The organism is Streptomyces sp. V4I8 (assembly GCF_041261225.1).
Taxonomy (GTDB): domain Bacteria; phylum Actinomycetota; class Actinomycetes; order Streptomycetales; family Streptomycetaceae; genus Streptomyces.
Window position 1 is genome coordinate 10,044,308 of sequence record NZ_JBGCCN010000001.1, and the last position, 25,092, is coordinate 10,069,399.

The window sequence follows — 25,092 nt, forward strand, 5'->3', positions numbered from 1 at the left end:
GACGGCGCCGCGATGCGGACCCAGCGCCTCATCGAAGACCTTCTCGCGAACCCGGAGCAGACAGTTCGCTGGCCGCTGTACGGTCCGGGCGGCGTCCCGTTGAGCGTGGTGCTGCACGATGTGCGCTGCCTGGGCGGGCTGGTTCTCACCCATGTTGCTTCCAGCGATCTGGGCGATGTGGCCGAACCTGAGGTTGTTCGCCAGGCCGACGTGTACCGTTTCCAGTTTCCGTCCCGGCCACCGCGCATCCCCAGCAACCAACGCCTCGACGCGCACAGCTACTTCGCTCCCGACGCCGCGGCTGCTACCGCCGTTGCGATCACTGCTGCGGCGCAGATCCTGACCTCCGAGTCGGTGCCCTCCGCCGGGCAGGCGGCGCAGGCGCTGATCGAACGAGTGGCTGGCACCGGCCGCTCCCTGCACCCTGGCAATGTCGGCTCGCTGGGCGGCGGCCTATCACCAGGGCTTCACGCGGCCCTGCGCTGTAGTCTCGAGGCGAAGATGATGCCAGTGGCGCGATTGCGTCACCGAACCGCCGTCGCATCCACCCGCGCTCCGAGCAACCACGACGCCAGAGCCAGGATGCTGCCGACCGCCCTGTGGCCCGAGTGGAGTCTGCGCCTGGCACCGTGGCACCCCAGTGGAAAACCTGTCGCACGACGCGCGGACGAACTCCTGGCCGTCGCATGCCTCCTGGTCGGGAACAGCTCACCGATCCGCGCGGCGGCCCTTCTGATGGGCACCACGGTCAGCAGCCACAACGTGTCGACCCTGCTCGCCGAACTCACCCGCCGCCGCGACTGCGCCGACGTCATGCACGCGCTCATCCTCCTCGCCGACCACCTCGACCAGCACGGCAGCCCCATCGACTACGCCCGCCGCCGCGCCCTGTTCAGCTCCCGCGCCCGCTTCGTCAGCCTGGAAGACTGGCAGGATCTGCAGCACCGCCTGCGCTCGAACCACACACCCAACATCGCACACGCCCAGCGCTGGATCTTCCACACCTTGACCGGATCACCACCCCGTTTCGCACACACGGACATCGCGCCCGCCACCCCGGCACAACGACAGCAGTACCAGCGCTTCCGCTGGCGCATCCTGCCCACAGAGGCCGAATTGCTCACCTACACAGCACGCACAATCCTCGACGAGCACGGAATCGACGAACCCCTTCAATGGTCCCCATGCCTGGACGCCGCCGGTCTGCGCAATCTGGAACTGCCGGGTCCTGCCCCGGACGGCATCACGGTCGCCCGGCTCCATCAGGCCGTACCCGGCGGCGATTTCTCCATCGCTCGCCTCGCCCAGGCGCTGGACACCACCACGGCACATGTCATCTACCTGCTGTCCCGGTACCCGGTCGACTGGAGCCCGCCGCGGTTTCGCCGCACCCAGCACACCGCCACCCGTGTCCGGCAGTGGCGCACCTGGTACGAGCAAGACCATCTCTCGCTCCAGGACATCGCTGAGCGCGAAGGAACGAGCCTTGCCACCGTGCGCCTGGCGCTGCTCAAGAACGAGATCCCACTCCGCCCCGCTGGCTCCTATCCGGGCCGCCCAAGAAGACGATGACCCGCACGCGACACGCCCGCAGCACTCTCAGCGCAGTACGGCAAAGTCGGGTGCATCCACCACGGACACCCGGCGGTGGTGGATGCTGCCGAAGCCGGCACTCCGCCCCCAAGGCGCTCCCCCAGACCGAAGTCATGGGCAGAGCCCGATGCTTTGATGCCTTGCGTCACGCGCGGGTCGGCACTACTTGTCATGGAAAGAGCACGAGCTTGCCGCTGGTTGTCCGAGACTCGATGTCATGGTGAGCCTGGGCTGCGTCCTTGAGCGGGTAGCGCCGGCCGATGTCCGGGATCAGGATGTTGCGCCGCGTCAGGTCGAAGAGGTCCGCGCTGTGCCGCAACAGCGCCTCGCGGGTGGGGATGTGGTCGCGGAAGACCGGGTAGGAGATTTTGATGCTGTTGGGCAGTTCGCGCATGTTCACCACGGGTACCGCGCCGTAGTACAGCAGCAGCCCATGCCGGCGCAGGACCTCCATCGAGGCTCGGAAGGTGGTCTCCCCTCCACCGTCGAAGACGACGTCCACACCCTCACCGTTGGTCTCCAGTACGGGGCCGACAAAGACGTCACCGGTGGACACCACGGTGTGGTCGGCGCCGCTGTTGCGGGCGGTCTCGGCCTTCTGCTCGCTGGAGACGATGCCGATGACCTTGCCGCCTCGCGCCTTGATGAGCTGGGTCAGCTTCTGGCCCAGTCCGCCGGCCGCGGCGTGCACCACGGCGACCTGGCCGGGCTGCACGTCGGCGGCCTCGGTGACGAAGTGGTGGGCGGTGATGCCCTGCATCATCAGGCTCGCGGCGACCTCGTCGGAGATGTCGTCCGGCACCGGCACCGCGTCGGTGGCGGACAGCACGATCTGTTCCGCGTACGAGCCGTAGGCGTACACCCAGGCGACCCGGTCACCGACGGCGAACTCAGTCACCCCCTCGCCCAGCGCACTCACCCGGCCGGCGCCCTCCACTCCGGGTACGAAGGGCAGGTCGCCGGTGGCGGCGCCGAGCCGACGCGCGCCGGTGTCCATGAAATTCACCCCGGCCGCGGCGATGTCCACACGGATCTGGCCTGGTCCGGGCTCGGGGGGCAGGCCGGTTGGTGATTCGCAGTTGTTCCGGTCCGCCCAGTTCTTCCACGAGGATCGCTTGCATCTCGCGCACCTTTCTCATCGTTCTGCTTCCTCGACTCTCTCTCGCATAAAATGGACCGGCAAGTCCATAAACTGTGGTGGAGGATCAATGTCCGTCGGAGGAACGAGTGCGCCACGACTGACCGCAAAGGGCCAGGCAACCCGGCGTCGCATCGTGGAAGGCGCAGCCGAGGAGATCCGCGAGCGGGGCATCGCCGGGACGACTCTCGACGACATCCGTGCACGCACCGCGACCAGCAAGAGCCAGATTTTCCACTACTTCCCCGGCGGGAAGGAGGAGTTGCTCCTCGCGGTGGCTGCCCGTGAGGCCGAGCGCGTCCTCGAGGACCAGGAACCGCACCTGAGCGACCTGGGCACGTGGTCGGCATGGCAGGGCTGGCGGGACGCGGTCGTGGCACGGTACGAGCGGCAGGGCGTCAACTGCCCGCTCGGCATGCTGATCACCGAGCTGGGCCGCGCCACGCCCGCCGCCCAGGCACTCACGAGCCAGCTGATCGGCCAGTGGCAGGCGGCCCTGCGCACCGGCATCCGGCGCCTGCAGGATAACGGCGAGGTCGACCGGCAACTGGACGCCGACCGCACCGCCGCTGCCCTCGTCGCCGCGGTCCAGGGCGGGGTGACCATCCTCATGTCCACTGGCGACCTCACACACCTGGAGGCGGCCCTCGACACGACCCTGGCACTCCTGCAGACCGCCGCCCCGGCCACGCGGTGACACACGGGCCGACACTTACTTTTTTGTCCGTACTTACGAACCTTCAGACGCCGAACTAGTGTCCTGCGCCAGTAGTTGATCGTTAGTTGCAGTGTGACTTCTGATGCTGGTGCGCCAGTTCCTCGTCGGGGCCCGAAGCTGGAGCCGCTGCTGCTGTCTGCTGACGAGCAGGCCGCGTTGGAGCGGTGGACGCGTCGGGCCACGTCGGCTCAGGCCCTGGCCTTGCGCGCACGGATTGTGCTGGCGTGCGCGGGGCCGGAGGTGCCTGCGATCGTCGCGGTCGCCCGCGACCTGCGGGTGACTGCCGACACGGTCCGCAAATGGCGGCGGCGGTTCCTCGCCGACCGCTTGGACGGCCTCGTTGACGAGCCCCGGCCGGGCCGGCCGCCCACCATCAGCGTCGATCGGGTGGAAGCGGTCGTGGTCACCACGCTGGAGCAACTCCCGAAGAGCGCTACCCACTGGTCGCGGAAGTCGATGGCCGAGCACAGCGGCCTGTCCAAGTCCACCGTCGGCCGGATCTGGCGGAAGTTCCAGCTCAAGCCGCACTTGACGGACACCTTCAAGCTGTCGACGGACCCTTTGTTCGTGGAGAAGGTCTACGACGTCGTCGGCCTGTACTTCAACCCGCCCGAGGGTGCAGTCGTCCTCTGTGTGGACGAGAAGTCGCAGATCCAGGCCCTGGACCGGTCCCAGCCAGTGCTGCCGATAATGCCGGGCATGCCCGAACGGCGCACTCACGACTACGTGCGCAACGGCCTGACCACCCTGTTCGCGGCGTTCGACGTCGCCACTGGCGAGGTCATCACCGCGCTGCACCGCCGACACCGGGCAGCGGAGTTCAAGAAGTTCCTGACCAGGATCGACAAGGAGGTTCCCGCACATCTCCAGATCCACCTGATCTGCGACAACTACGGCACCCACAAGACTCCCGCGATCAGGACGTGGCTGGCCAAACACCCGCGGTTCCAGATGCACTTCACCCCGACCGGCTCCTCCTGGATCAACCAGGTCGAGCGGTGGTTCGGGTTCCTGGCCGACCAGAAGATCCGCCGCGGCGCACACAAGAACGTCCAGGCCCTCGAAGCCGACATCCGCGCCTGGGTCAAAGAGTGGAACGAAGACCCCAAGCCGTTCATCTGGACCAAGACAGCTGAGGAAATCCTCGACGCCCTCGCCCACTTCTGCCGACGGATCTCTGGCGCAGGACACTAGCGTGAAGGACATGACACACCACGCACCCCCCGTCGCCGTCGGCCACACCCCTGACCAGCGCCTTCAGTACCTCGCGGACCGAATTGAGATCCAGGACCTCATGGTGCGGTACGCACTCGGTCAGGACCTGCACGAAGACGGTGACAACGATGTCCTCGACCAGTGGGACACCGTTTTCGCCCCAGAGGTCACCGTCGACTACTCCGCGGCCGGCGGCGCCGCGCTGAAGGACATGCCCTGCCAGGCCGACCACAGCAGGAGGGCTGCAGTGAAGGGGGCGTCAGGGTCGGTGCTCATGGGTGAGTCCTTGCTGTGTGCTGCATCGCGTACTGGGATGTGGGGCGTTCCTGTGGGGTCAGGGCGTGACCATGCGGTCCTGCTCCACCGGGGGCGTGCCGTCGTGCCAGTCCAGAGCCTTGCCGTAGCGGACCAGTTCGCCGTAGAGGGTGGGGTCGACGTGTTCGGTGAAGACCAGGTCGAGTACGGCTTCGGCGGCCTGGGCCGGCGTCTGGGCCTGGCTGTAGTCGCTGAACCAGGGGCGCGAGGTGGCGGTGTCCACCATGCCGGGGCACACCGACGCGATCAGCGTGCCAGCGGCGAGGTCATGGGCGCGGCGCTCGGCGGCGACCGCGCGGACGGCCGCGACCTGAGCCACCTTCGAGGGCACGTTCAGCCAGACCGGCCAGCCCGCCTCCTGCGTGGTCCGGTGGTGGATGGCACTGCGCCACGACTCCACGGCGTACTCGACCTGGTCCAGGTCCGCGCCGTCGAAGAGGTGGTGCAGGCGGGGGTCGAGATGGCCGAGAGTGCCCAGGCTGCTGGCCACAACGAGCAGTCGTCCACCCGGCCGCAGGATGGGGCCGAGGGCGCGCAGGATCGTGTGCGTGGCCGTGTTCGATACGTCGATGAACTCGTCGGCCCGCTCGGCCTGCGACTCCTCCGGCAGCAGGCGGGCGACGGCGTTGGAGATGACGACGTCGACTCCTCCGTGCCGGGCGCGGAGGTCATCGGCGAGGGCGGCGACGGCGTCGCTATCGGTGACGTCCAGGACACGGCCCTCGACGCGGGCCCGGGTGCCGGGCAGCAGGCTGACCTCGTGGGCGGCCTTCGTCACACGCTGGTGGTTCCGGCCGGTGAGCAGGACCAGGTCGTCCAGATGCATGCGGGCCGCCAGCCCTTCGGCAAGGGCGCGGCCGAGTCCTTGGTTGGCGCCCGTGACGAGGGCGATACGTGAACCGTTCATGCATCCCACGCTAGGAACGCCGTGTTCATGAGTCCAACGAAAGTTCAGCACGGCTAGTATGCGTAAACGTCATGGACTTCACTGATGTGTCGCTCACCGCGCTGCGCGTCTTCCGTGCCGTCGCCGAGCAGGGGACCTTCACCGCGGCCGCCGCGTCGCTGGGTTACACGCAGTCGGCGGTGTCCCGGCAGATCGCGGCGATCGAGCGGGCTGCGGGCGCGGAACTGATCGAGCGGCGGCGCGAGGGCGTACGGCTCACTGCGGCCGGGCAACTCGTCATGCGCCGCGCGACGGTCGTACTCGACGAGATCGACGCGACCGCACGCGAACTGTCCGGCCTACCCGGGCAGGCCGCGACGGTTCGGCTGGGCTGGCTGCCCAGCGCCGGTGCCGCCCTCGTGCCCCGCGCCCTGGCCGCCCTGCGCCACACGGACCCCGGCATTCAGGTCGTCGGCCGGGAGGGCGGCACTCCCGCGCTGGTGCGCGCCCTGCGCGCCGGCAGCCTCGACCTGGCTCTGCTCGCCTCGGCCCCGCCGTTCCGCCCGCCGGACGACGAGTCGCCCCCGCTCGCCCTGCAGACGCTCACCGAACGCGCCCTGTGTCTGGCGGTGCCCGCGGCGCATCCGCTGGCCCGCGGCGACTTCGTCGACGTGGCCGACCTGCGCGGGCAGCGCTGGATCGCGAGCTCCGCCTCGGGCGAGGACCGTCTGATGGGAGTGTGGCCGGGACTCGACGAACGGCCAGAGATTGTCCACACCGCCCGCGACTGGCTCGCCAAGCTCCAACTCGTCGCCGCGGGCTGCGGATTGACCACGGTGCCCGCAGCGCTGGTTTCCGCCGCACCGCCAGGCGTCCGCATCCTGCCGGTCCGCGGCGGCCCCCAGGAACAGCGACGCCTACTTCTCGCCCGCCCTCCTCAGGCGCCGAACGAGCCGGTGACTCGTGTGGCGGCGGCCCTGCGTACGGCAGCCCTCAGCTCCGGTACGCCTGATTCCTCTTGATGCTGGTCAGCCCTGTTCCGTTTCGATCAGCTCGAGGAGGTTACCTTCCGGGTCAGCAACGTAGGCGTACCGCATCCCTTCGGTCGCTCCGGGTGCGGGCGGTGACACCGCCCCGGCACCGCACTCTGTGGTCAGGCGCGCAAACGCCGCGTCAAGGTCTGGCACTTGAAGCGCGAGGTGCGTGAAGGTCTGCGCGGAGGTGGCCGCGAACGGATCGGTGTGCGCGACCGGGCTCGAACCGGAACGTTCGACGAACTCCACACGAAGCCCGGCCCCGTCACTCAGCACAGCGGTGCGGACACCCGCCTCCGGCATCTCGATTCGCTCCTCTGCTTCGGTGAGCCCGAAGGCATCGCCATACCAAGCTTCCTGAGCGGCGAGGTCGGCGACCGAGAGGCTGACGTGATGGAAGCAAACAGCGGTCATGACGACTCCCACAGTTAATACCATTTACCTGGTAAGTGATGTTAACCTTAGCCCCATGAGCTCTCCTGTCAAGCGCCGCCCTACCGGCCATCACCACGGGGACCTGCGCAACGCCCTGCTGCGAGCAGCCTTGGAACTGGTCGCCGAACGAGGTCCGCACGGCTTCACCCTGGCCGAGACCAGCCGCCGCGCAGGGGTGAGTGTCGCGGCGCCGTACAAACACTTCGCCGACCGCGAAACGCTGCTTGCGGAACTCGCCACGCAGGGCTACCGCCAGCAACGGGATCGATTCGCTGCAGCCCTGGCCAGCAGCGAAGACCCGGTGGAGCAGCTCGCGGGCTTCGCGTCCGCCTACGTCCGCTTCGCCGCGCAGGAACCGGCCCTGTTCGACATCACGTTCCACGCGGGTTTGGACAAGTCCCGGTTCAACGACCTGGCCGCCGCCGGCGACGAGGTTGCCAACCTCCTTCTCCCCACATCCCGCCGCCTTGCACCCGACAAGGACGACGCATTCGACTTGCTGCTCCGCGTCGCCAGCGCCGCCCACGGGCTTGCCGTGTTCCTTCGTCAGGGCCTGTTCGGCATGGATGGCGAGGCTCTCGCCGCCACGGAGGAGAAGGCTGCCCGCACGGCCCGGGACATCGCGCGGCAGAACGACACCTGATCTCTTCCTGCGCCAGCACTCTCCACGCCGATCACCCTGCTCGCTGGCTGCGACGCGGCTGGTGCCTGTCGGCCGCGAGGGCTGAACCCCCGTCAGGACGCTGATCAGGTCGCCGTCACCTCGGTTGGGCGCCGATCCAAGGATTCGCACACGCCCGTGAGACTCCACGTCCGGGACACAGCGTGAGACATCAGCTCAGGCCGCAGGTCGCGGCAGCGCCGTAGGACACGACCGCTGAGATCCCACAACTAGTCTACGAACGCCCCAGGCGCCCCGCACGCGCGCACGGACCGCTTAGGGTCTGTTGTGAAAGTGCTGGTCACAGCCACTCGTTGAGGACTGCGACCAGCACGGTCGCCTCGTAGCGGACGGCGAGCTTGTCGTATCTCGTGGGTGCGCCACGAGGCGCCATGGAATCGAGTGAGGTGAGAGACCTTCACCGCCGGGTTGTCGCAGCAATCTGGCTGAAGCTGGGGGCAGTTCGATTCGGGGGATGCCGAGTCGAGCGGTAAGCAGCCCCGACAACGTCGGGACGGATTGGCACTGCCAGACGGTCCGGGTCCGGCTAGCGAGACGGGAAGGTGCACGCGAGGAATCAGTGCTTGACGCCCCGTAATTACGACACCGGCTCCAACCTGGCGGATATGGGCCGGACGCAGTGCACGACCACCGCTGGCCGGTGGTCGACTCCGAAGCCGATTCCACGTATCGGTGGGGAGGCCACGCCGAAAGCCTGCGGCGTAAGCGTGGCGATGCTGCCGGGGTAGAGCTGGGCACCTCACCCGTCGATCGATTCCGTGGTGAACGTGGGAACTGCCCGCGGTCGCCCAAGGACCGGACGTCCAGTTCGGTCAAGGGCAGGCCCATCGCCGGCTGATGGTCGTCGGGCAGGACGGAGGCCCCGTAGTACTCCGAGGCCGGGAGAGCCGGCCACATGGGGAAGGGGGCCAGCAAGTCAGCAGTAAGGAAACTGGAATGCCGGGAGGCTGTCGCCGGTGAATACCGACGAGCTGGAATGGGCCTTGATGAAGGCCGAACGCCGGGTACTGGAGATCCAGACCAAGCTGCACCGTTGGGCTGCTGATGATCCTCATCGCAGGTTCGACGATCTGTTCAACCTCGTGGCCGATCCCGCCTTCCTGTTGGTGGCGTGGGACCGTGTCCGGGGAAACAAGGGTGCCCGCACGGCCGGAGTGGATGGGAAGACCGCACGCTCCATCGAGGCCGGGCAGGGAGTCGAGATGTTTCTCGGCAGGCTGCGGACTCAGATTAGAGACCGCAGCTTCCGACCGGTTCCCGTGCGCGAGCGGATGATTCCCAAGGCGAATGGCAAGCTTCGTCGTCTTGGGATTCCGACCGTGGCGGACCGAGTGGTCCAGGCGTCCTTGAAACTGGTGCTGGAGCCGGTGTTCGAAGCGGATTTCCTCCCGTGTTCCTATGGGTTCCGCCCGAACCGCCGGGCTCATGACGCGATCGCCGAGACTCGCTATCTCGCCAGCCACGGATATGAGTGGGTGGTGGAGGGCGACATCACGGCGTGCTTCGACGAGATCTCGCACCCGGCCCTCATGGAGCGGGTGCGGAATCGAATCGGGGACAAGTGTCGGCGTACACGTGAACGTGCATAGTCACGTACGGATGAACGTGCATAGTTCCTGATGTGTTGAGGGCCGGTGCCCTGCACTCTGCTGCCTGTTGTTCAAGGTTGCAGAGAGGGGTCGATGGTGGTCTTGGACCCGCAGCGCTGGCTGGAACTCCGGCGTTTTCGTGGCCTGGTCGAGTCCGGGGCCATGAGCCTGTCGGAGGTTGCCAAGGAAACCGGGCTGAACTGGCGGACGGTCAGCAAGTACTTGTCTGCCGACGGGTCGGCGTCGCCGCCGCGTCGGACGGTGAGCGGGCAGCCACGCAGGCGGGTGGTCGATGAGGTCGCCCCGCTGATCGACGCGATGCTTCGGGCCGAGGTCCTGATGAAGGCCGCGGTGATCCACGAGCGGCTGGCCAAGGAGTACGGGTTCACCGGCAACTACCAGCGGGTCAAGCTCTACGTTCAGGAAGCACGCCCGAGGATCGCCGAGGAACTGGGCATCACGCCGAGGGAACTGGCGGGGATGCACCGCCGGTTCGAGGTGATCCCGGGCGCCCAGGCGCAGGTGGACTGGGGTGATGAGGGCAAGACCCTCGCTCACCTGGGCATTCCCAAGGTCTACTCCTTCCACATGGTGCTGTCGTACTCGCGTGACCCGTTCTGCTGCTTCACCACCAGCCTGGATCTGCAGACGTTCTTCGACTGCCACCGGCGGGCGTTCGCGCACTTCGGCGGGGTGCCGATGACGATCGTCTACGACCGCACCAAGACCGTCGTCCGCCGCCACGTCGCCCCCGGCGAGGCGGTCCCGCTGCACCCGGAAGCGGTCGGCTTCGCCGGCCACTACGACTTCGACATCGACGTCCTGGCCGCCTACCGGCCGCAGGGCAAGGGCCGGGTCGAGCGGCAGGTCCTGATCGTGCGCGACCACGTCCTGTCCGGGCGGGCCTTCTCGTCCGTCGAGGAGATGGACGCGGCGTTCGCCGCGTGGGTGCCGCAGCGGCGGGCCCAGATCCACAAGACGCACCGGGAGGTCATCGGTGAGCGGGCGGCCCGGGACCACGCGGCCCTCAAGCCGCTGCCTCCGACGCCGTATCTGGTGGCCGAGCGGCATCTGCGGCCGGTCGGCAAGGACTGTCTGGTCGCCTTCGGCGGGAACCTCTACTCGGTGCCCGCCCGCAAGGTCCGCCCACGCCAGCTGGTGGAGATCAGGGCTACAAAGTCCCAGGTCATGCTGCACTCGACCGCCCCTGATGCCAGCGGGGAAACGCTGTTGGCCATGCACCCGCGGGCAGTCGGCCGCGGTGTCCGCATCGTGGAGGAGAAGCATTGGGACGGTCTGCCCACCGGCCAGGGCCGCCGGACCACCAGCGGCGACGTCCCGCCCCAGCCTCGTCACGAGCGTGTCCCCGGCGAGGAAGCCGGTCCGCTGCAGGCCCTGCTGCACCGGGCCGCGGCCACCCGGATCGAGGTCGGCCGTCGGCCGCTGTCGGTCTATGACGAGCTGACCGGCACCCGTCCCTTCACCACCCACCCGAGCACGAGGGAAACGTCTTGAGCGAGCTGGTCTCCACCCGCGTCCGCAGCACGGCCGGCAAGCTCGGCCTGCCCCACCTGGCCGAAGCCATCAACGAGTACATCCGGCGGGCCGACGAAGCGAAGATGGGCTACCTCGAGTTCCTCGACCTGGTCCTGTCCGAGGAACTCGCCGTCCGCGACGACCGGCGCTTCCGCCAGGGCCTGCGGCTGTCGAGGCTTCCACACCACAAGACGCTGGACGAGTACGACTTTTCGTTCCAGCCCGACCTCGACCCGCGCAAAATCAAGGACCTCGCCACCCTCTCCTTCGTGGAAGCCAAGGCGAACGCGGCCCTGCTCGGGCCGCCCGGAGTCGGCAAGACCCACATCGCCATCGCCCTGGCCGTCGCGGCCTGCCGGGCCGGCTACTCGATCTACTTCACCAGCCTCGACGACATGGTCCGCAACCTCAAAACCGCCGAAGCCGCCGGCCGGCTGACCAACAAACTCGGCACCTACCTGCGGCCGAGTGTCCTCGTGGTCGACGAAGTCGGCTACCAGCCCCTCGAACGCGCGGAAGCAAACCTGGTCTTCCAGGTGATCTCCAAGCGCTACGAGAAGGGCTCCATCATCTTGACCTCGAACAAGACTTTCAGCGAGTGGGGCCAAGTCTTCGGCGACGAGGTCCTCGCCACCGCGATCCTCGACCGGCTCCTCCACCACTGCGAAGTCGTCCCCATCAACGGCCCGAGCTACCGACTCAAGAACCGCCTCAAGGCCATCGAGCGGGAAACCGAAGTGGCCTGACACCTCTGCACGTTCAAACGTACGCAGCTATGCACTTCAGCTCGTACGCCGACAACAAGCGGGTGTTGTCCTTGGTGAGGGCGTTTTTGAAGTCCGGGATCCTGTCCCGGGACGGGGCCTTCACGGACACACGCACTGGGACCCCGCAGGGCGGGATCCTGTCGCCGCTGCTGGCCAACATCGCTCTCTCGGTCCTGGACGAGCACATCGCCCAGACCCCCGGAGGACCAGACAGCACCTCCGAGGATCGGCGCAGGAGACGGCGCCGGGGATTGCCCAACTACCGGCTGGTCCGGTATGCGGATGACTTCCTCGTGCTTGTCTTCGGGCGCCGTGAGCACGCCGAGGAATTACGCGATGAGGTCGCGGAGGCGTTGAAGCCGGTGGGCCTTCGCCTGTCGGTGGAGAAGACAAAGATCACGCACATTGACGAGGGCCTCGATTTTCTCGGATGGCGCATCCAGCGGCACCGGAAACTGGGCACTGACCGGCAGTACATCTACACCTATCCGGCACGGAAATCAGTGCGTTCCGCAACGGCCAAGGTGAAGGAACTGACTGGACGGCAGAACGTCGGCTTGTCGCTGGAGTCCTTACTCCACCGGCTGAACCCGGTGTTGCGAGGATGGTGCGCGTACTTCCGTCCCGGAGTGTCAAACGTCGCTTTCTGTTACCTCAGCCACTACACGTGGATGAGGGTGACACGATGGATCCGGCGCAAGCATCCCGGGATCACTTGGAAGCAGCTCCGCCGACGCTATTACGGCGGTGGCTGGTGGCCTGCCACGGAGGAAGGGGAACTGTTCAACCCGGCAAAGGTAAGCACGACCAGATACCGATACCGGGGAACACTCATCCCGACCCCGTGGCCCATTACGGCATGAGGAACTGAACACCCCGAAACGGGATTTGCGGAGAGCCCGGTGCCCGGAGACGGGCACGCCGGGTTCGGGAGGCGGCTCGGAGAAACCCACTGGTGGAAACACCAGCAGGGCGCCCCGAGTCGACCTCACCTACGGCCCGGTGGCGTTTGAGGCGATTGATCCCGCACTCGACGGCATGCCGCTCGCGGTAGTCGGTCTCGAACTTCGGCGGCCGGCCGACTCGGCAACCGAGCTTGTGGCGGTTGCGAACGCGGTCGGCAGGGACCGGGATGGCCCCTTGATTCCGCGTCTTCGCAGGTAGGACCGGTTGCGGCGGGAGTCGTACGCCTTGTCGGCCCGCACCCGGTCCGGGCGCCTGCGGGGCCGGCCCCGACCGAGCCGGGGCACCCGGATCGCTTCCAGCACCGGTTGGAACTGTGGCGAGTCGCCCCGCTGACCGGCTGTGATCACGACGGACAGCGGCTTCTGCCCCTGCTCGACGGCAAGATGGATCTTGGTGGTCAGCCCGCCCCGGGAGCGTCCGAGACCGTGGTCGGTCGGCTCGACGGCGACGCCGCCCGGCGGCTCCTTTTGCAGGTCCCCCTTTTCGCCGCGCCGGCGGCGTGCTGGTGGGCCCGGCAGACGGTGGAGTCGACGTTCACGTCCCAGGTGATCAGGCCTTTCGCATCGGCCCGGGCCTGGAGCTGGGTGACGATCCTGGCCCAGGTGCCATCGCGTTGCCAGCGGCGGAAGAGGTCATAGACGCGGTCCCAGGGGCCGTAGCGTTCCGGCACATCGCGCCAGGGAGCACCGGTCCGGGTCCGCCACCGTATGCCGTCTATGAGCTGCCGCCGCGTCCACACCGGCGGACGGCCCGGCTTGACGCCCTGCGGCAACAACGGCTCCAGCCGGACCCACTGGCCGTTCGTCAGATCACCACGTCCCAGAAGGCATGATCATCCACGATCAAGATCCACTTTCGCAACAGACCCTAGTAGCTGAGACGGTACCGGGGTGCCGGCCGGCCCGGCACCCCGGCACCGTCCGCTGCCGCGCGTCCGCGCGGCGTGTCGTTCGGCCCCGGCTCATTGCGAGGAAGACATCCATGGCCTCCACCACCGAAGAGCCCTCCACCCTGAAGAACTTGTGGGCCCATCGCCCCCTCCGCCTGGATTGTGGGCCATGAGGTCTCACCCGCGAAGCCCTCGCCCTGATCGTGCCGGTCGACGAGCGCACGGTGTTCCTCCACCGCGGCGGACTTGAGGACCATCCGAAGTGAAGTCCAGCGAAGACAACCACATCCTGGAGGTGGCCCACCGGCTGATAGTCCGTCGTGGTCAGGCTGGGAGGTGAGCGGTGAGGCCGTCTCGCAGACGGTCACCAGGTGTCACACTGAGGGATCAGCGGCACCTGGATCCTCATGGTCATCAACCACCTCGCGGGCCACGTCTCTCACCGGTCGCTGATGTGCACGGGCGTGTTTACGCAGGAGGTCGAAAGCCTCGTCCAGGGTTACCGCTTTGCGGGTTGCGACTATGCCCTTGGCCTGTTCGATGACCACCCGGCTGTTCAGAGCCGATTCCAGTTGGGTGGCGAGCGTCCGGCTGCGATCAGCTTCGCGAGCACGTTCCAGCATGACGGCGGTGAAGTCTGCCATGGACTGGCCGAGGGCGAGTGCGTCCGGGGTGAAGGCGTGCTGTTCGCGGGACAGCAGGACGAGGGCCCCACTGGTGCCCGTGGGTTCGCGCAGAGGGAGGGCTGCCACGCGGGTGTAGCCGAGTCGCAGGGCGCGTGGGGTGTAGTGCGGCCAGCGTTGCCTGGCAGGGCGGCCCTCGAGTGCCGACTGGGCCCGGAACCCGCCGCTTTGGTGGCAGTCGTGGCCAGGGCCTTCGCGCCATCCGACAGCCTCGTGTTCCAGGCGGAACAGTTCGGGCTCTGAGCCTGTCACTTGCGCTGTCTTGTAACCGTCGGGGGCGAACACCACGGTCGCGGCCCGGGTACCGAGCAGGGACGGGGCACAATTGGCCAGCGCGGAAAGGGTTGCGGGCACGTCCAGCGGACCGTTCGCCGTGCTGCCGGCCAAGGCTATGAATACGTCGGCCAGCCGCTGGTCGGGTCTCATGATGCCTCTTTGTCAGCTGAGATTCAGGTCTCCGTGCACGATCTGCCGCGCGATGGTCTCGATCGATATCCCCTCGGCGAACGCCCGGGCCTTGATCAGTGCCAGCGCGTCGGGGACGGGGCGACCGAGCTGCTCGGAAAGCACGCCCGTCGCCTGCAGAACGGTTGGGCGGATGTCGATTTCGCCGTAGAGGCTGGCATCGGCGTCGGGGCCGAGGAGAACGATGGGGGAGAGGGCGGCGGCTACCTCGGTGAGGTCGGCGAGCGTCGCGGGTACCGGCTGTGGATCGAAGACAGTCAGCACCCCCATGCAGCTGTTCTGCGACGGGAGCGGTAGGGCGGCCACCGAGGCGATGCCCAGCGAGGCAAGGCCGGCCCCGTAACCGGGCCAGTGGGCCTCCATTGCCCGCCCGGATGCATGGAGCGGGCGGCGTGCCGACGCCGCGTCACGTGTCGGCCCGTCGCCGAGAACGAACTCCAGTTCCTGGGCTGCCCGGGACCGTTCGTCGGACACGGCGATCGCGAGCTGGTTCTGGCCGCCGTCGACCAGCGTGACGGCCGCGCTGTTCGTGCCGCACGCCTCGGCGACACTGGTCATGAACCGCGGTCGGGTGCGGTGGCCCCGGTCCCATTGCGCGGTGCGGCGGGCGAAGTCCTCCTGGAGCTGGGCCGAGGCACGATGGCATGCGGCTGTTCTCCGGTGCGTCTCTGCGATCTGGGCGTGGATTTCACGCCCGGGTTCTTTCGCCAAGAGTTCGTGCCGCTCGGCGACTGCCTCCGCCCGGTCCGCGCGCTCACGGGCTTGCGCAGCCCGACGCCGTGCCACAGCTGCCAGGCTGAGGTCCTCCTCGCGTTCGCGCCTTTGCGGGTCCATGCAGCGCAGCGTACGCCTCGGGGTCACTCGGGGTTGTCGCTTCGGCTTTCTTCCATCATCAGGACGACACCGCAATTGTGGCGGTCGAACGGAGAGAAGAACACGTCACAGGTGATGGACCGGCCGATGCGGTTCAGGGCCTCCACGGCGACCGGGCCGGAGCGCTTGCGGGTCTCCAGGCACCGCTGCACGACGGGCAGCAACGCATCAGTGGGCAGACCGAAGTCCAGCTCGAAGAAGGGCTCTTCCAGAACCTCGTCAGCACGCAGTCCCCACAGATCGACGGCTCCCCGGTTCCAGCTCCTGACCTTCAGATCCTTGTCCAGGACCACCACACCCGCAGCAATGCTTGTCAGAACCGCTTCGAGAAACGCCCTGGCCTCGTCCAGTTCGTCGGTACGGATGCGCATCTCCTCATTCATCGTCTCCAGTTCCTCGTTACCCGACTGGAGCTCCTCGTTGGTGGTCTCCAACTCCTCGTTAGTGGACTGCAGTTCCTCATTTGTCGTCTCCAGTTCCTCAATACTGGACTGGAGCTCCTCGTTTGTCGTTTCCAACTCCTCATTGGTGGACTGCAGTTCCTCGTACGCTGTCTCCAGGTCCTCACGGATGCTCTTGACCTCCGCCTTCAGCTGCTCGGCGACAGTGACGTCGGTGAAGGAGATGGTGGTGGCGATGTGCAGGCTGTTGGGCCCGGTGAGCGGCTGGATGAGGATGTCGAAGTACTGAAGGTGCTCGCCCACCCTGCGCTCGGCCCGGTTGACGCGCAGGGTCCGGCGCTCGTGCGTGGACTGGTCGATCAGAGAGCGGAGTTCGACCGGGCGGTAAGAGATCTCCAGGTCCTGGAAAGGGCGGCCGATATCGGTCGTGGTCAGGCCGAACTGGATCCTTGCCTGACTGTTGATCACCGCGACGGTTCCATCGCTGTCGAGGGCGATCGACGGGGTGGGTCCGGCGTCAAGGACCAGGTCGCGAAGCTGGCGGGTGCGTACGACGGAGTGCATCTCGACGCCCGTGCCTGATCTGCTCTTCATGGGTGGCGGGTGGTACGGCAGTACGGTGTCGCCGGCCCGGCGTCTGAAGACGCGCTGGCGCATGTTCACGACCTCGAACCGCTCGGCGTCGTTGAGCAGCATCTCGGCCTTGCCGAGGAAGAGGAAACCGCTCGGACGCACGGCGAAGTGGAAACGGTCGACGATCTGCGTCTGGGCCTCGACGTTGAAATACATCAGGGTGTTGCGGCAGACGAGCAGGTCGAGCCGGGAGATCGGGGCGTCCCGGGTGATGTCGTGCCGCCCGAAAATCACCCGCCGCCGCAAGTCGGGACGGAAGCTGAACTGCGCGCCGTTCTGCTCGAAGTACTTCTCCCGTAGGTCCGCCGAGAGCAGTTCCAGGGACTTTGGCGTGTACTGCCCTGACCGGGCCTCACGCAGCGCCTCCTCGTCGACATCCGTGGCGTAGATCTTGACCCGGCTCAGGCACTCCTCGAGTCCGAGTGTCTCCGCGAACATGATCGCCAGCGAGTACGGTTCCTCGCCGCTGGAGCAGCCCGCGCTCCACACCCTGATCTCCTCATCCGGTGCGAGAGCCGCCAACAGTTCGGGTACAACCTCATGCTGCAGGAGGGTCCACGCCTCCTGGTCGCGGAAGAAGGAAGTGACGTTGATCAGGATCGTGTTGAACAGGGACTCGAACTCGTCCGCGCTTGCTTCCAGGAGGTCTTGGTAGTCCAGGTAGGAGCCGACGCCGATGTCGGTCATCCGCTTGTGGATGCGCCGGCTCAGCGTGGAGCGCTTGTAGCCAGTGAAGTCGAAGCCGCGGGCCTCCCGGATGAATCCGAGCAGCTCCTCCAGAGCCGCGTTGTCCCCGGCGTCCTGCGGTTCGCCCATCAGCGCATCACTGCCTCTTGGCCTCGACAAGTCCGCGCACGACCGCGGCGATCTCTTCAAGAGGTAGCACGAAGTCCACCCCTCCCGTGTCCACCGCCGCCTGCGGCATCCCCGGGAATTGTGCGGTCTGCGGATCCTGGACGATCACCGTTCCACCGCGCGTCTTGACAGCGTCTACTCCCATGGCGCCGTCCCGTCCGGTCCCGGTGAGTACACAAGCGATCGCTGCCGCCCCGTAGGCACCGGCAACCGATTCGAAGAGGAGGTCGGCAGAGGGGCGCACGAAGTGAACAAGCTCGGTATCGGTCAGGGTCAGGACAGCGTCGGAGCCGACCAGGAGGTGCCGGTCGGGCGGCGCTATATAGACGGTGCCGGGGAGCGCGCGCTCCGCCGCCTCCGCGAGCTTCACCCGGAGCTCGGTACGGCGGGCGAGGATGTCGGCGAGCACGGTCCGGTGCCGCCGGTCGAGGTGCTGAACGACCAGCACAGGTACCCGCAGGTCGGGGCCCAGCCCCCCGAGCAGCACACTCAGCCCCTCGACACCGCCCGCGGACGACGCGACGGCGACGATGCTGTAGTCATCCTTCGATGGCCTGTCGACCCTCACAACCTGAGCCTAGCCGAACCTCGGCCGACCGGTGAGAGCGCAAGCAGCCGGAGCCGCAGGCACAGCCGTGGGCCGCACCCCTGCCCGCTCTGCAGGTCGATTGTCAACGCCTTCCGAGATACTCCACCCCAAAGGAGTGATGCTCCCCGGGTAAAGCGTTTCTGTTTGAGATTCTGACCTGCCTCGGGTGCGTATCAGCCTAGTGTCCCGTGGTGTCACCCGTGCTCCCGGTGGCTGTGGACCTCCGTCTTCACCCGCGTCGTAACCCAAGCGGGCAGCCCCCTGAACCCACGGTGATGCCGCCATGCCCAAGAACCCCTCTCCTCCCACCCAGCACATTCGCATATATGCGACCGCAGGACGAACGGTCGTCGAACTGTTCGGTGACATCGACATCGCCGCCGCCCTCAGTATCACCCCGCGACTGGACGCGACGACGGACCGCTCGAAAGTCGAACTCGTCATCGATCTTGGCCCGGTCGAGTTCCTCGACTGCTCAGGACTGGCGCTGCTGTGCCGCGCACGACGACGCATCGAGGAGCGAGGCGGACATCTGACCCTGGTATGCCCCCACCCCGTCATTCGCAAAATGCTCCAGATCACTGGACTCAGCCAAGCCTTCGCCCTGACAGCCACACTGGACGAAGCACTCGACAGCCATACACCCGCGAGCTGAGGAGGGACCCCCGCAAGAGCAGGGGTGTTCGCCCACCCGAGGCTGAATCAGGCTCTTGCCCTCGGTGCGGACGCGCGGACGATGGGCATCCGGGTCGCCGCGCGCGGCTCGGGTGCCGTCAGCATGGTCAACCACAGCCTTTTCGGGGCGACTGCCAACCCGCTGGAGCACCGGCTGTGGTTCGAATGGTTCCTGAGCGAGCGCCGTACGTCGCTGGCGGACATCGACCTGCCACGTGGAGTCCGCGCGGCGCCTGAGGGTCTACGACAAGATCATCGAACGGTTCGGGACTGAGCGGGTCGCGGTCACCGGCATGCCCGAGACCTACCGGGCCCGCCACGTGCTACGTGTTGCCGGCTTCGCCCTCGGGCTGCCGCCCCACGGTGTCGGCGACGTCGAGAAGAGCTTTCCGCACATCCGTGCCCGGGACATCCGCGCCGCGGCGCACTGCATGAGGCCACCACGCAGAGCTTGGCGAGGAACACGGCGCCCCGGGGCTGGGGCGATGAACAGCCGCTGCACCTCGGCAGCCCGCCGCAGGACCCGCGAGGTGGACCGGGCCCAGAGCACGTGCGGACGAGGCGAGAGTGGCCGGGCCAACCCGCGGTAATGGCTGCCTGGGTAGCTCGTGACGGTGCCACGATTTCGCCGTCGGGAGCGACGCCGAGAATCTGAGGCCTGTACCCATAGATGCCGTGGCCGCGACGGAAGTCGTGGGTCAGGAAGGCAGTGGTGTGGCGCCCGAAGACCACGTCCAAGGGCGCGGGCGAGGAGTCGTGCATCAACGGCACGACGGCCGCCGCGTCCTGAGGCTCGGCTCGGCGGAGTGCCGGGCGCTCACGAGCCTGTCACCTCCGGTGTGCCGGGGCCGAGCGACTGCCGGCCCGCCTGGCACACACCGCCGAGGGTCGGGTTGCGGCTCATCTCCCGCAACGGGCGAGGAAACTCTCCTCGCCCGCCGCACAGACCACTTCGGCTGCCACCCCGGCTAACATATCGGCCAACGCGAGGGAGCCACCGCCGAGGCGATGGAAGTCATCGTCCAGGGCTATCCGTTCGGCGACGGGACCCCACAGGCACCCTCAACACCGCCCTGGCCGGCTACCTGCCACCTGACACCAACGCCCTCGACGGCCGGCGGACCATGGATCATTCGCCAGCTCAGCGACGCCGCCGACATACGCAGCACCACCCCCGCGGCACCACCATCCGCATTCGCATGAGCCGACGCCGCCCCGCAACGTCCCCGTAGCCACATCGAGCAGGACGGCGGTACTCATCCATCGACCGGTAGATGAACAAGATCAAGCCGGGGCCTCTCCGGCACCCTGCGGGTGTGCCTTCTCATGTGCCGGGGCCCCTGGCGGCGTGCGGCCCAGGAGCGCGCTGGCCACCAGGAAGGCCACGACCTCCAGCCCTGTCAATCACGGCAGCTGTAGACCGGTCAGGGCACAACCGGCATACCCACAACTGTGATCGCAGTGCCAGCTGGTCGATTCAGAAAAGAGTTCGGAAGTCACGGCCCACAGGGCTCCACCGTCCCACATTCCAAGGAGCGACCGCCCTCGCTCGCGTCAGCGCGCTCAGGGCTCCGTCTGTGCGCCCCCGCTCGGGGGGCGCACTTGACATGCCTCCTGACCCATACTCATGCCGCCCGGACTGATGGGCACTCAGCGACTGGAGATACGGGCATGAGAGTTCTGCACACGATCCGGCGCAGCAGGATCGCACAGAGGCTGGGGATCAGGACAGCCCGCCGCACCCCCGACGGTGGCGTCATCCGGCGCATTCGCACCGTACCGGTCCTTGTCGGGGCCTTCGCCCTGGCCGCGGGAATGACCGTCTTCGCCCCGACCACCGCACAGGCGGCCGTGGCATGCAACGAGACGGCGCTGATCAACGCCATCAACACCGCCAACTCCGCCGGCGGGGGCACCGTGGTCCTGACGAAGGACTGTACGTACACCCTCACCACGTCCCACGGCAGCGACACTGACGGGCCAGACGGACTGCCGATCATCACCACCGCCATCACCCTGTCCGGCAACAACAACATCATCACCCGCTCAACGGCCGTGGGTACCCTCCCCTTCCGCATCGCCAAGGTCGCCTCCACCGGCAACTTCACCCTCAAGGGGAACATCACCCTCAGCAACGGCCTCGCCGTAACTGACGGCGGCGGCATCCTCAACGACGGCACGGTGACCCTCACCAACAGCGCTCTCACCGGCAACACCGCCGGTGGCCGGGGCGGCGGCCTGTCGAACACCGACATCAGCGCCCCCGCCACCGGGGCAACGGCGACGTTCACCGGCAGCATCGTGTCCAACAACACCGCCGTTGGCCGGGGCGGCGGCATCTACAACGGCTTCCGGAGCACGCTGACGACCACCAGCAGCTTCGTCAACGGAACCAACTCCGGGCTGCAGGGCGGCGGCATCGCCGCCATCAACTCCACCGCGACCACCCTGACCAGCACCCCGGTCAGCACCAATCACGCCACCCTCAATGCCGGCGGCGTCTACCGCGTGGGCGGCACGATGACGGTCACCACCTCCCCGATCTCCGGCAACACCCCCAATAACTGCACCGGCAGCTCCCCCGCAGTTCCCAGCTGCACCGGCTGACCACACAACCACCGGCCCTCACCAACAGGTAAGAGAACCGGCCGGACCGCCCCCCCCGCGGGCGGCCCGGCTCCCTTGTGTCCAGACAGGACCTGGCGTATGCACATCCCGCAGATCCCTCACCACCCCAACCTGACGCCTGGACTCCACCAGGATCGTGGGAGGAGCGGCCATCACGACACGGGTTCAAGAAGCCTCAAGGCCATCAATAAAGGAGGTCAAGATCGGCCCGGGAAAGCAGAGTTACCGGCTACTCTCCACCTCACGCAACGACACCGAACCCACCTCGAACACAACGACGGCCTCAGATTTACCAACAGCGTCGGATCTGATCTGACGGGGCGGAGTGCTGCGAAGGGTAAGACGAGGGTGCGAGCAAGTGGTCTGCCGGTGAGCCAGGCGTAGAGGCGGGCAGGGTTGATGGCCGCGCCCGTGGAATGGCTCCTGAACACTACGACGGCCTGTACAACCCCAACGGGGTCGCACAGCCGTCGTCACGATGGCCCTCACGGATTTACCGACAGGGTCCCGGAGTTGGGCACGGGGGGCTCTTGCTTGCCCTAGGCCAGATGCATGGGCCTCATGTCGATGTCGTACCGCCGGCCGATCTCCACCAGGCGCTCGACGTCCGGCGGCGTGGCCGACGGCGGTGGCAGTTCGCGTCGCGGGGCCGGTTCACCAGCTTCGGCGAAGAACTTGTCGATACCGCCCGGCGTGTAGGTGATCACCATACGGACCGTGCTCGTAGGTTCGAATCGCTCCAGCGTCCCCTCGGGGATGTGGAAGAACGTCCGGGGCCGCCTTCGAACGTCTCGTTGCCGATGTGGTAGCGCAGCGTCCCCTCGACGACGTAGACACTCTCGGTTCCGGGGTGGATGTGCGGCGGTGGGCCCCCTCCCTCCGGAATGGTCATCTCCATGACGGTCATCTCGCCGTTGGTTTCCTCACCGGACGCCTTGACCTCGTAGAGGCCGTTCAGCATCCAGAATGCGTCGCCTTCGCCCTTCTGGCGTACGACGGAGTTCTTCGCCATGCAGTCGCTCCTTACCTCGTAGCTTCCGCACGTGTTCCCACAGGTGACCCGGCGGAAGGCCGCCATCCGGGTAGATCGGCAGGCTGGAACCGGCAAGACGAACGTCAGTTGCGCCTGGCCTCGGCGGCCCCGTCGCCGATGACACTGTTGGGCCTGGTCCAGCATATGGCGGATGTCGAACGCAACTGGTTCCAGCGGGTCTTTGCCGGTCTTGACGTGCCCCTGGTGTACGAGGAGGGCAAGGGCGATGGTTTCGGGCTCGCCCCGGGCCGCAGTATCGACGAGGCGCTGACCACCTGGCGGCCGGAAGTCGCACGGGGCGTGATCTGGTCACCGCCTCTTCGCTGGACGACTCCGGCAAGCTCTCGGAGCAGGAGGCGGGGCACGTCGGGGACGAGGGAGTTTCCTTGCGCTGGATCCTGATCCACATGATCGAGGAGTACGCGCGCCACAACGGCCACGCGGATCTGCTCCAGGAGCGCATCGACGGTGTCACGGGGGCTTGAGGCATGGCTGGTGAATTGTCTCCGGAGCCATAGTCCGGATCGCGGCGACAGTCACAGTGCCGTGAAAGACATACGCCCGCTTGTCGAACCGCGTGGGTGCGCCACGAGGCGCCATGGAATCGAGTGAGGTGAGAGACCTTCACCGCCGGGTTGTCGCAGCAATCTGGCTGAAGCTGGGGGCAGTTCGATTCGGGGGATGCCGAGTCGAGCGGTAAGCAGCCCCGACAACGTCGGGACGGATTGGCACTGCCAGACGGTCCGGGTCCGGCTAGCGAGACGGGAAGGTGCACGCGAGGAATCAGTGCTTGACGCCCCGTAATTACGACACCGGCTCCAACCTGGCGGATATGGGCCGGACGCAGTGCACGACCACCGCTGGCCGGTGGTCGACTCCGAAGCCGATTCCACGTATCGGTGGGGAGGCCACGCCGAAAGCCTGCGGCGTAAGCGTGGCGATGCTGCCGGGGTAGAGCTGGGCACCTCACCCGTCGATCGATTCCGTGGTGAACGTGGGAACTGCCCGCGGTCGCCCAAGGACCGGACGTCCAGTTCGGTCAAGGGCAGGCCCATCGCCGGCTGATGGTCGTCGGGCAGGACGGAGGCCCCGTAGTACTCCGAGGCCGGGAGAGCCGGCCACATGGGGAAGGGGGCCAGCAAGTCAGCAGTAAGGAAACTGGAATGCCGGGAGGCTGTCGCCGGTGAATACCGACGAGCTGGAATGGGCCTTGATGAAGGCCGAACGCCGGGTACTGGAGATCCAGACCAAGCTGCACCGTTGGGCTGCTGATGATCCTCATCGCAGGTTCGACGATCTGTTCAACCTCGTGGCCGATCCCGCCTTCCTGTTGGTGGCGTGGGACCGTGTCCGGGGAAACAAGGGTGCCCGCACGGCCGGAGTGGATGGGAAGACCGCACGCTCCATCGAGGCCGGGCAGGGAGTCGAGATGTTTCTCGGCAGGCTGCGGACTCAGATTAGAGACCGCAGCTTCCGACCGGTTCCCGTGCGCGAGCGGATGATTCCCAAGGCGAATGGCAAGCTTCGTCGTCTTGGGATTCCGACCGTGGCGGACCGAGTGGTCCAGGCGTCCTTGAAACTGGTGCTGGAGCCGGTGTTCGAAGCGGATTTCCTCCCGTGTTCCTATGGGTTCCGCCCGAACCGCCGGGCTCATGACGCGATCGCCGAGACTCGCTATCTCGCCAGCCACGGATATGAGTGGGTGGTGGAGGGCGACATCACGGCGTGCTTCGACGAGATCTCGCACCCGGCCCTCATGGAGCGGGTGCGGAATCGAATCGGGGACAAGCGGGTGTTGCCCTTGGTGAGGGCGTTTTTGAAGTCCGGGATCCTGTCCCGGGACGGGGCCTTCACGGACACACGCACTGGGACCCCGCAGGGCGGGATCCTGTCGCCGCTGCTGGCCAACATCGCTCTCTCGGTCCTGGACGAGCACATCGCCCAGACCCCCGGAGGACCAGACAGCACCTCCGAGGATCGGCGCAGGAGACGGCGCCGGGGATTGCCCAACTACCGGCTGGTCCGGTATGCGGATGACTTCCTCGTGCTTGTCTTCGGGCGCCGTGAGCACGCCGAGGAATTACGCGATGAGGTCGCGGAGGCGTTGAAGCCGGTGGGCCTTCGCCTGTCGGTGGAGAAGACAAAGATCACGCACATTGACGAGGGCCTCGATTTTCTCGGATGGCGCATCCAGCGGCACCGGAAACTGGGCACTGACCGACAGTACATCTACACCTATCCGGCACGGAAATCAGTGCGTTCCGCAACGGCCAAGGTGAAGGAACTGACTGGACGGCAGAACGTCGGCTTGTCGCTGGAGTCCTTACTCCACCGGCTGAACCCGGTGTTGCGAGGATGGTGCGCGTACTTCCGTCCCCAGGGGCATTGCGCGATTGGGATTGGTCCGGTTCGCCGGTCTCGTGAGTGACGTGTCGTCATGTCCGTTGTGAGGCAAGGGGCCCTGGAAAGCAGAGCAGGCACGGTGCTGGTGATC

Annotated in this window: 22 protein-coding genes and 3 pseudogenes; 14 read left to right on the forward strand and 11 right to left on the reverse strand. The window is 67.0% G+C overall.

The window, feature by feature from the left end; all coding sequences use genetic code 11:
• Positions 1-12 precede the first annotated feature (12 nt).
• A complete protein-coding gene (locus ABIE67_RS45685; protein ID WP_370267919.1) occupies positions 13-1,572 on the forward strand; it encodes a hypothetical protein in 1,560 nt (519 codons plus the stop codon).
• Positions 1,573-1,762: 190 nt separating this feature from the next.
• Here ABIE67_RS45685 and ABIE67_RS45690 read toward each other — a convergent pair whose 3' ends face one another.
• A complete protein-coding gene (locus ABIE67_RS45690) occupies positions 1,763-2,590 on the reverse strand; it encodes a quinone oxidoreductase (RefSeq protein WP_370267922.1) in 828 nt (275 codons plus the stop codon).
• Between the two features lie 211 nt (positions 2,591-2,801).
• Between ABIE67_RS45690 and ABIE67_RS45695 the strand changes: the two genes are divergently transcribed.
• Entirely contained in the window at positions 2,802-3,428 is a 627-nt protein-coding gene (locus tag ABIE67_RS45695; protein WP_370267924.1) for a TetR/AcrR family transcriptional regulator, read from the forward strand.
• Between the two features lie 93 nt (positions 3,429-3,521).
• Positions 3,522-4,643 carry an IS630 family transposase gene (locus tag ABIE67_RS45700; protein ID WP_370267926.1) on the forward strand — a complete coding sequence of 374 codons (1,122 nt, stop codon included), beginning with the start codon at positions 3,522-3,524 and terminating at the stop codon, positions 4,641-4,643.
• Positions 4,644-4,998: 355 nt separating this feature from the next.
• Here ABIE67_RS45700 and ABIE67_RS45705 read toward each other — a convergent pair whose 3' ends face one another.
• Positions 4,999-5,886 (reverse strand): SDR family NAD(P)-dependent oxidoreductase, encoded by an 888-nt coding sequence (locus ABIE67_RS45705; RefSeq protein ID WP_370267928.1) that lies wholly within the window; start codon positions 5,884-5,886, stop codon positions 4,999-5,001.
• A gap of 71 nt (positions 5,887-5,957) precedes the next feature.
• Between ABIE67_RS45705 and ABIE67_RS45710 the strand changes: the two genes are divergently transcribed.
• Positions 5,958-6,887, forward strand: coding sequence for a LysR family transcriptional regulator (locus ABIE67_RS45710; RefSeq protein WP_370267930.1), 930 nt, complete (start codon positions 5,958-5,960; stop codon positions 6,885-6,887).
• 6 nt (positions 6,888-6,893) lie between these two features.
• On the opposite strand, the gene ABIE67_RS45715 is transcribed toward ABIE67_RS45710, so the two are convergent.
• Entirely contained in the window at positions 6,894-7,313 is a 420-nt protein-coding gene (locus tag ABIE67_RS45715) for a VOC family protein (protein ID WP_370267932.1), read from the reverse strand.
• A 55-nt stretch (positions 7,314-7,368) separates the two neighbouring features.
• Here ABIE67_RS45715 and ABIE67_RS45720 point away from each other — a divergent pair, with 55 nt between their 5' ends.
• The 5 genes and pseudogenes from ABIE67_RS45720 to ABIE67_RS45740 all read left to right on the forward strand — a co-directional run bounded on the left by ABIE67_RS45720 (position 7,369) and on the right by ABIE67_RS45740 (position 12,771).
• Positions 7,369-7,977: a TetR/AcrR family transcriptional regulator gene (locus ABIE67_RS45720; protein ID WP_370267934.1), complete on the forward strand. Its 609-nt coding sequence runs from the start codon at positions 7,369-7,371 to the stop codon at positions 7,975-7,977.
• A gap of 995 nt (positions 7,978-8,972) precedes the next feature.
• Positions 8,973-9,578 (forward strand): annotated as a pseudogene (locus ABIE67_RS45725) (reverse transcriptase domain-containing protein); the annotation flags it as partial.
• 120 nt (positions 9,579-9,698) lie between these two features.
• A complete protein-coding gene (gene istA, locus ABIE67_RS45730; RefSeq protein ID WP_370251680.1) occupies positions 9,699-11,120 on the forward strand; it encodes an IS21 family transposase in 1,422 nt (473 codons plus the stop codon).
• A complete protein-coding gene (gene istB / locus ABIE67_RS45735; RefSeq protein ID WP_370251676.1) occupies positions 11,117-11,887 on the forward strand; it encodes an IS21-like element helper ATPase IstB in 771 nt (256 codons plus the stop codon). The genes istA and istB overlap by 4 nt, the downstream gene beginning before the upstream one ends.
• A 29-nt stretch (positions 11,888-11,916) precedes the next feature.
• Positions 11,917-12,771, forward strand: a complete 855-nt coding sequence (locus ABIE67_RS45740; protein WP_370267936.1) for a group II intron maturase-specific domain-containing protein — start codon at positions 11,917-11,919, stop codon at positions 12,769-12,771.
• 129 nt (positions 12,772-12,900) lie between these two features.
• On the opposite strand, the gene ABIE67_RS45745 is transcribed toward ABIE67_RS45740, so the two are convergent.
• The 6 genes from ABIE67_RS45745 to ABIE67_RS45770 form a co-directional block, all read right to left on the reverse strand.
• On the reverse strand, positions 12,901-13,347 hold the full coding sequence (locus ABIE67_RS45745) for a transposase (protein WP_370269624.1): 447 nt from the start codon (positions 13,345-13,347) through the stop codon (positions 12,901-12,903).
• Positions 13,272-13,646 (reverse strand): transposase, encoded by a 375-nt coding sequence (locus ABIE67_RS45750; protein WP_370267938.1) that lies wholly within the window; start codon positions 13,644-13,646, stop codon positions 13,272-13,274. Before ABIE67_RS45750 ends, ABIE67_RS45745 begins: the two co-directional genes overlap by 76 nt.
• A gap of 491 nt (positions 13,647-14,137) precedes the next feature.
• Positions 14,138-14,872, reverse strand: coding sequence for an ANTAR domain-containing protein (locus tag ABIE67_RS45755; protein WP_370252508.1), 735 nt, complete (start codon positions 14,870-14,872; stop codon positions 14,138-14,140).
• Positions 14,873-14,884: 12 nt separating this feature from the next.
• On the reverse strand, positions 14,885-15,469 hold the full coding sequence (locus tag ABIE67_RS45760; protein ID WP_370252506.1) for a GAF and ANTAR domain-containing protein: 585 nt from the start codon (positions 15,467-15,469) through the stop codon (positions 14,885-14,887).
• A 299-nt stretch (positions 15,470-15,768) separates the two neighbouring features.
• On the reverse strand, positions 15,769-17,634 hold the full coding sequence (locus ABIE67_RS45765; RefSeq protein ID WP_370267940.1) for a CheR family methyltransferase: 1,866 nt from the start codon (positions 17,632-17,634) through the stop codon (positions 15,769-15,771).
• A gap of 7 nt (positions 17,635-17,641) precedes the next feature.
• Entirely contained in the window at positions 17,642-18,241 is a 600-nt protein-coding gene (locus ABIE67_RS45770; protein ID WP_370267942.1) for a chemotaxis protein CheB, read from the reverse strand.
• 304 nt (positions 18,242-18,545) lie between these two features.
• Between ABIE67_RS45770 and ABIE67_RS45775 the strand changes: the two genes are divergently transcribed.
• The 3 genes and pseudogenes from ABIE67_RS45775 (at position 18,546) to ABIE67_RS45785 (ending at position 21,544) form a co-directional block, all read left to right on the forward strand.
• On the forward strand, positions 18,546-18,917 hold the full coding sequence (locus ABIE67_RS45775; protein WP_370267944.1) for an STAS domain-containing protein: 372 nt from the start codon (positions 18,546-18,548) through the stop codon (positions 18,915-18,917).
• Between the two features lie 66 nt (positions 18,918-18,983).
• Positions 18,984-19,359: pseudogene (locus tag ABIE67_RS45780) on the forward strand (DNA polymerase III subunit alpha); the annotation flags it as partial.
• A 1,249-nt stretch (positions 19,360-20,608) separates the two neighbouring features.
• Entirely contained in the window at positions 20,609-21,544 is a 936-nt protein-coding gene (locus ABIE67_RS45785) for a right-handed parallel beta-helix repeat-containing protein (RefSeq protein WP_370267946.1), read from the forward strand.
• A 560-nt stretch (positions 21,545-22,104) separates the two neighbouring features.
• Here the strand turns inward: ABIE67_RS45785 and ABIE67_RS45790 are convergent.
• Positions 22,105-22,275 (reverse strand): hypothetical protein, encoded by a 171-nt coding sequence (locus tag ABIE67_RS45790; RefSeq protein WP_370267948.1) that lies wholly within the window; start codon positions 22,273-22,275, stop codon positions 22,105-22,107.
• A complete protein-coding gene (locus ABIE67_RS45795; protein WP_370269629.1) occupies positions 22,269-22,577 on the reverse strand; it encodes a cupin domain-containing protein in 309 nt (102 codons plus the stop codon). Before ABIE67_RS45795 ends, ABIE67_RS45790 begins: the two co-directional genes overlap by 7 nt.
• 138 nt (positions 22,578-22,715) lie before the next feature.
• Between ABIE67_RS45795 and ABIE67_RS45800 the strand changes: the two are divergent.
• Both ABIE67_RS45800 and ltrA read left to right on the forward strand, forming a co-directional pair.
• Positions 22,716-23,083, forward strand: a pseudogene (locus tag ABIE67_RS45800) (DUF664 domain-containing protein).
• Positions 23,084-23,781: 698 nt separating this feature from the next.
• A complete protein-coding gene (gene ltrA / locus ABIE67_RS45805; protein ID WP_370267951.1) occupies positions 23,782-25,026 on the forward strand; it encodes a group II intron reverse transcriptase/maturase in 1,245 nt (414 codons plus the stop codon).
• Positions 25,027-25,092 lie beyond the last annotated feature (66 nt).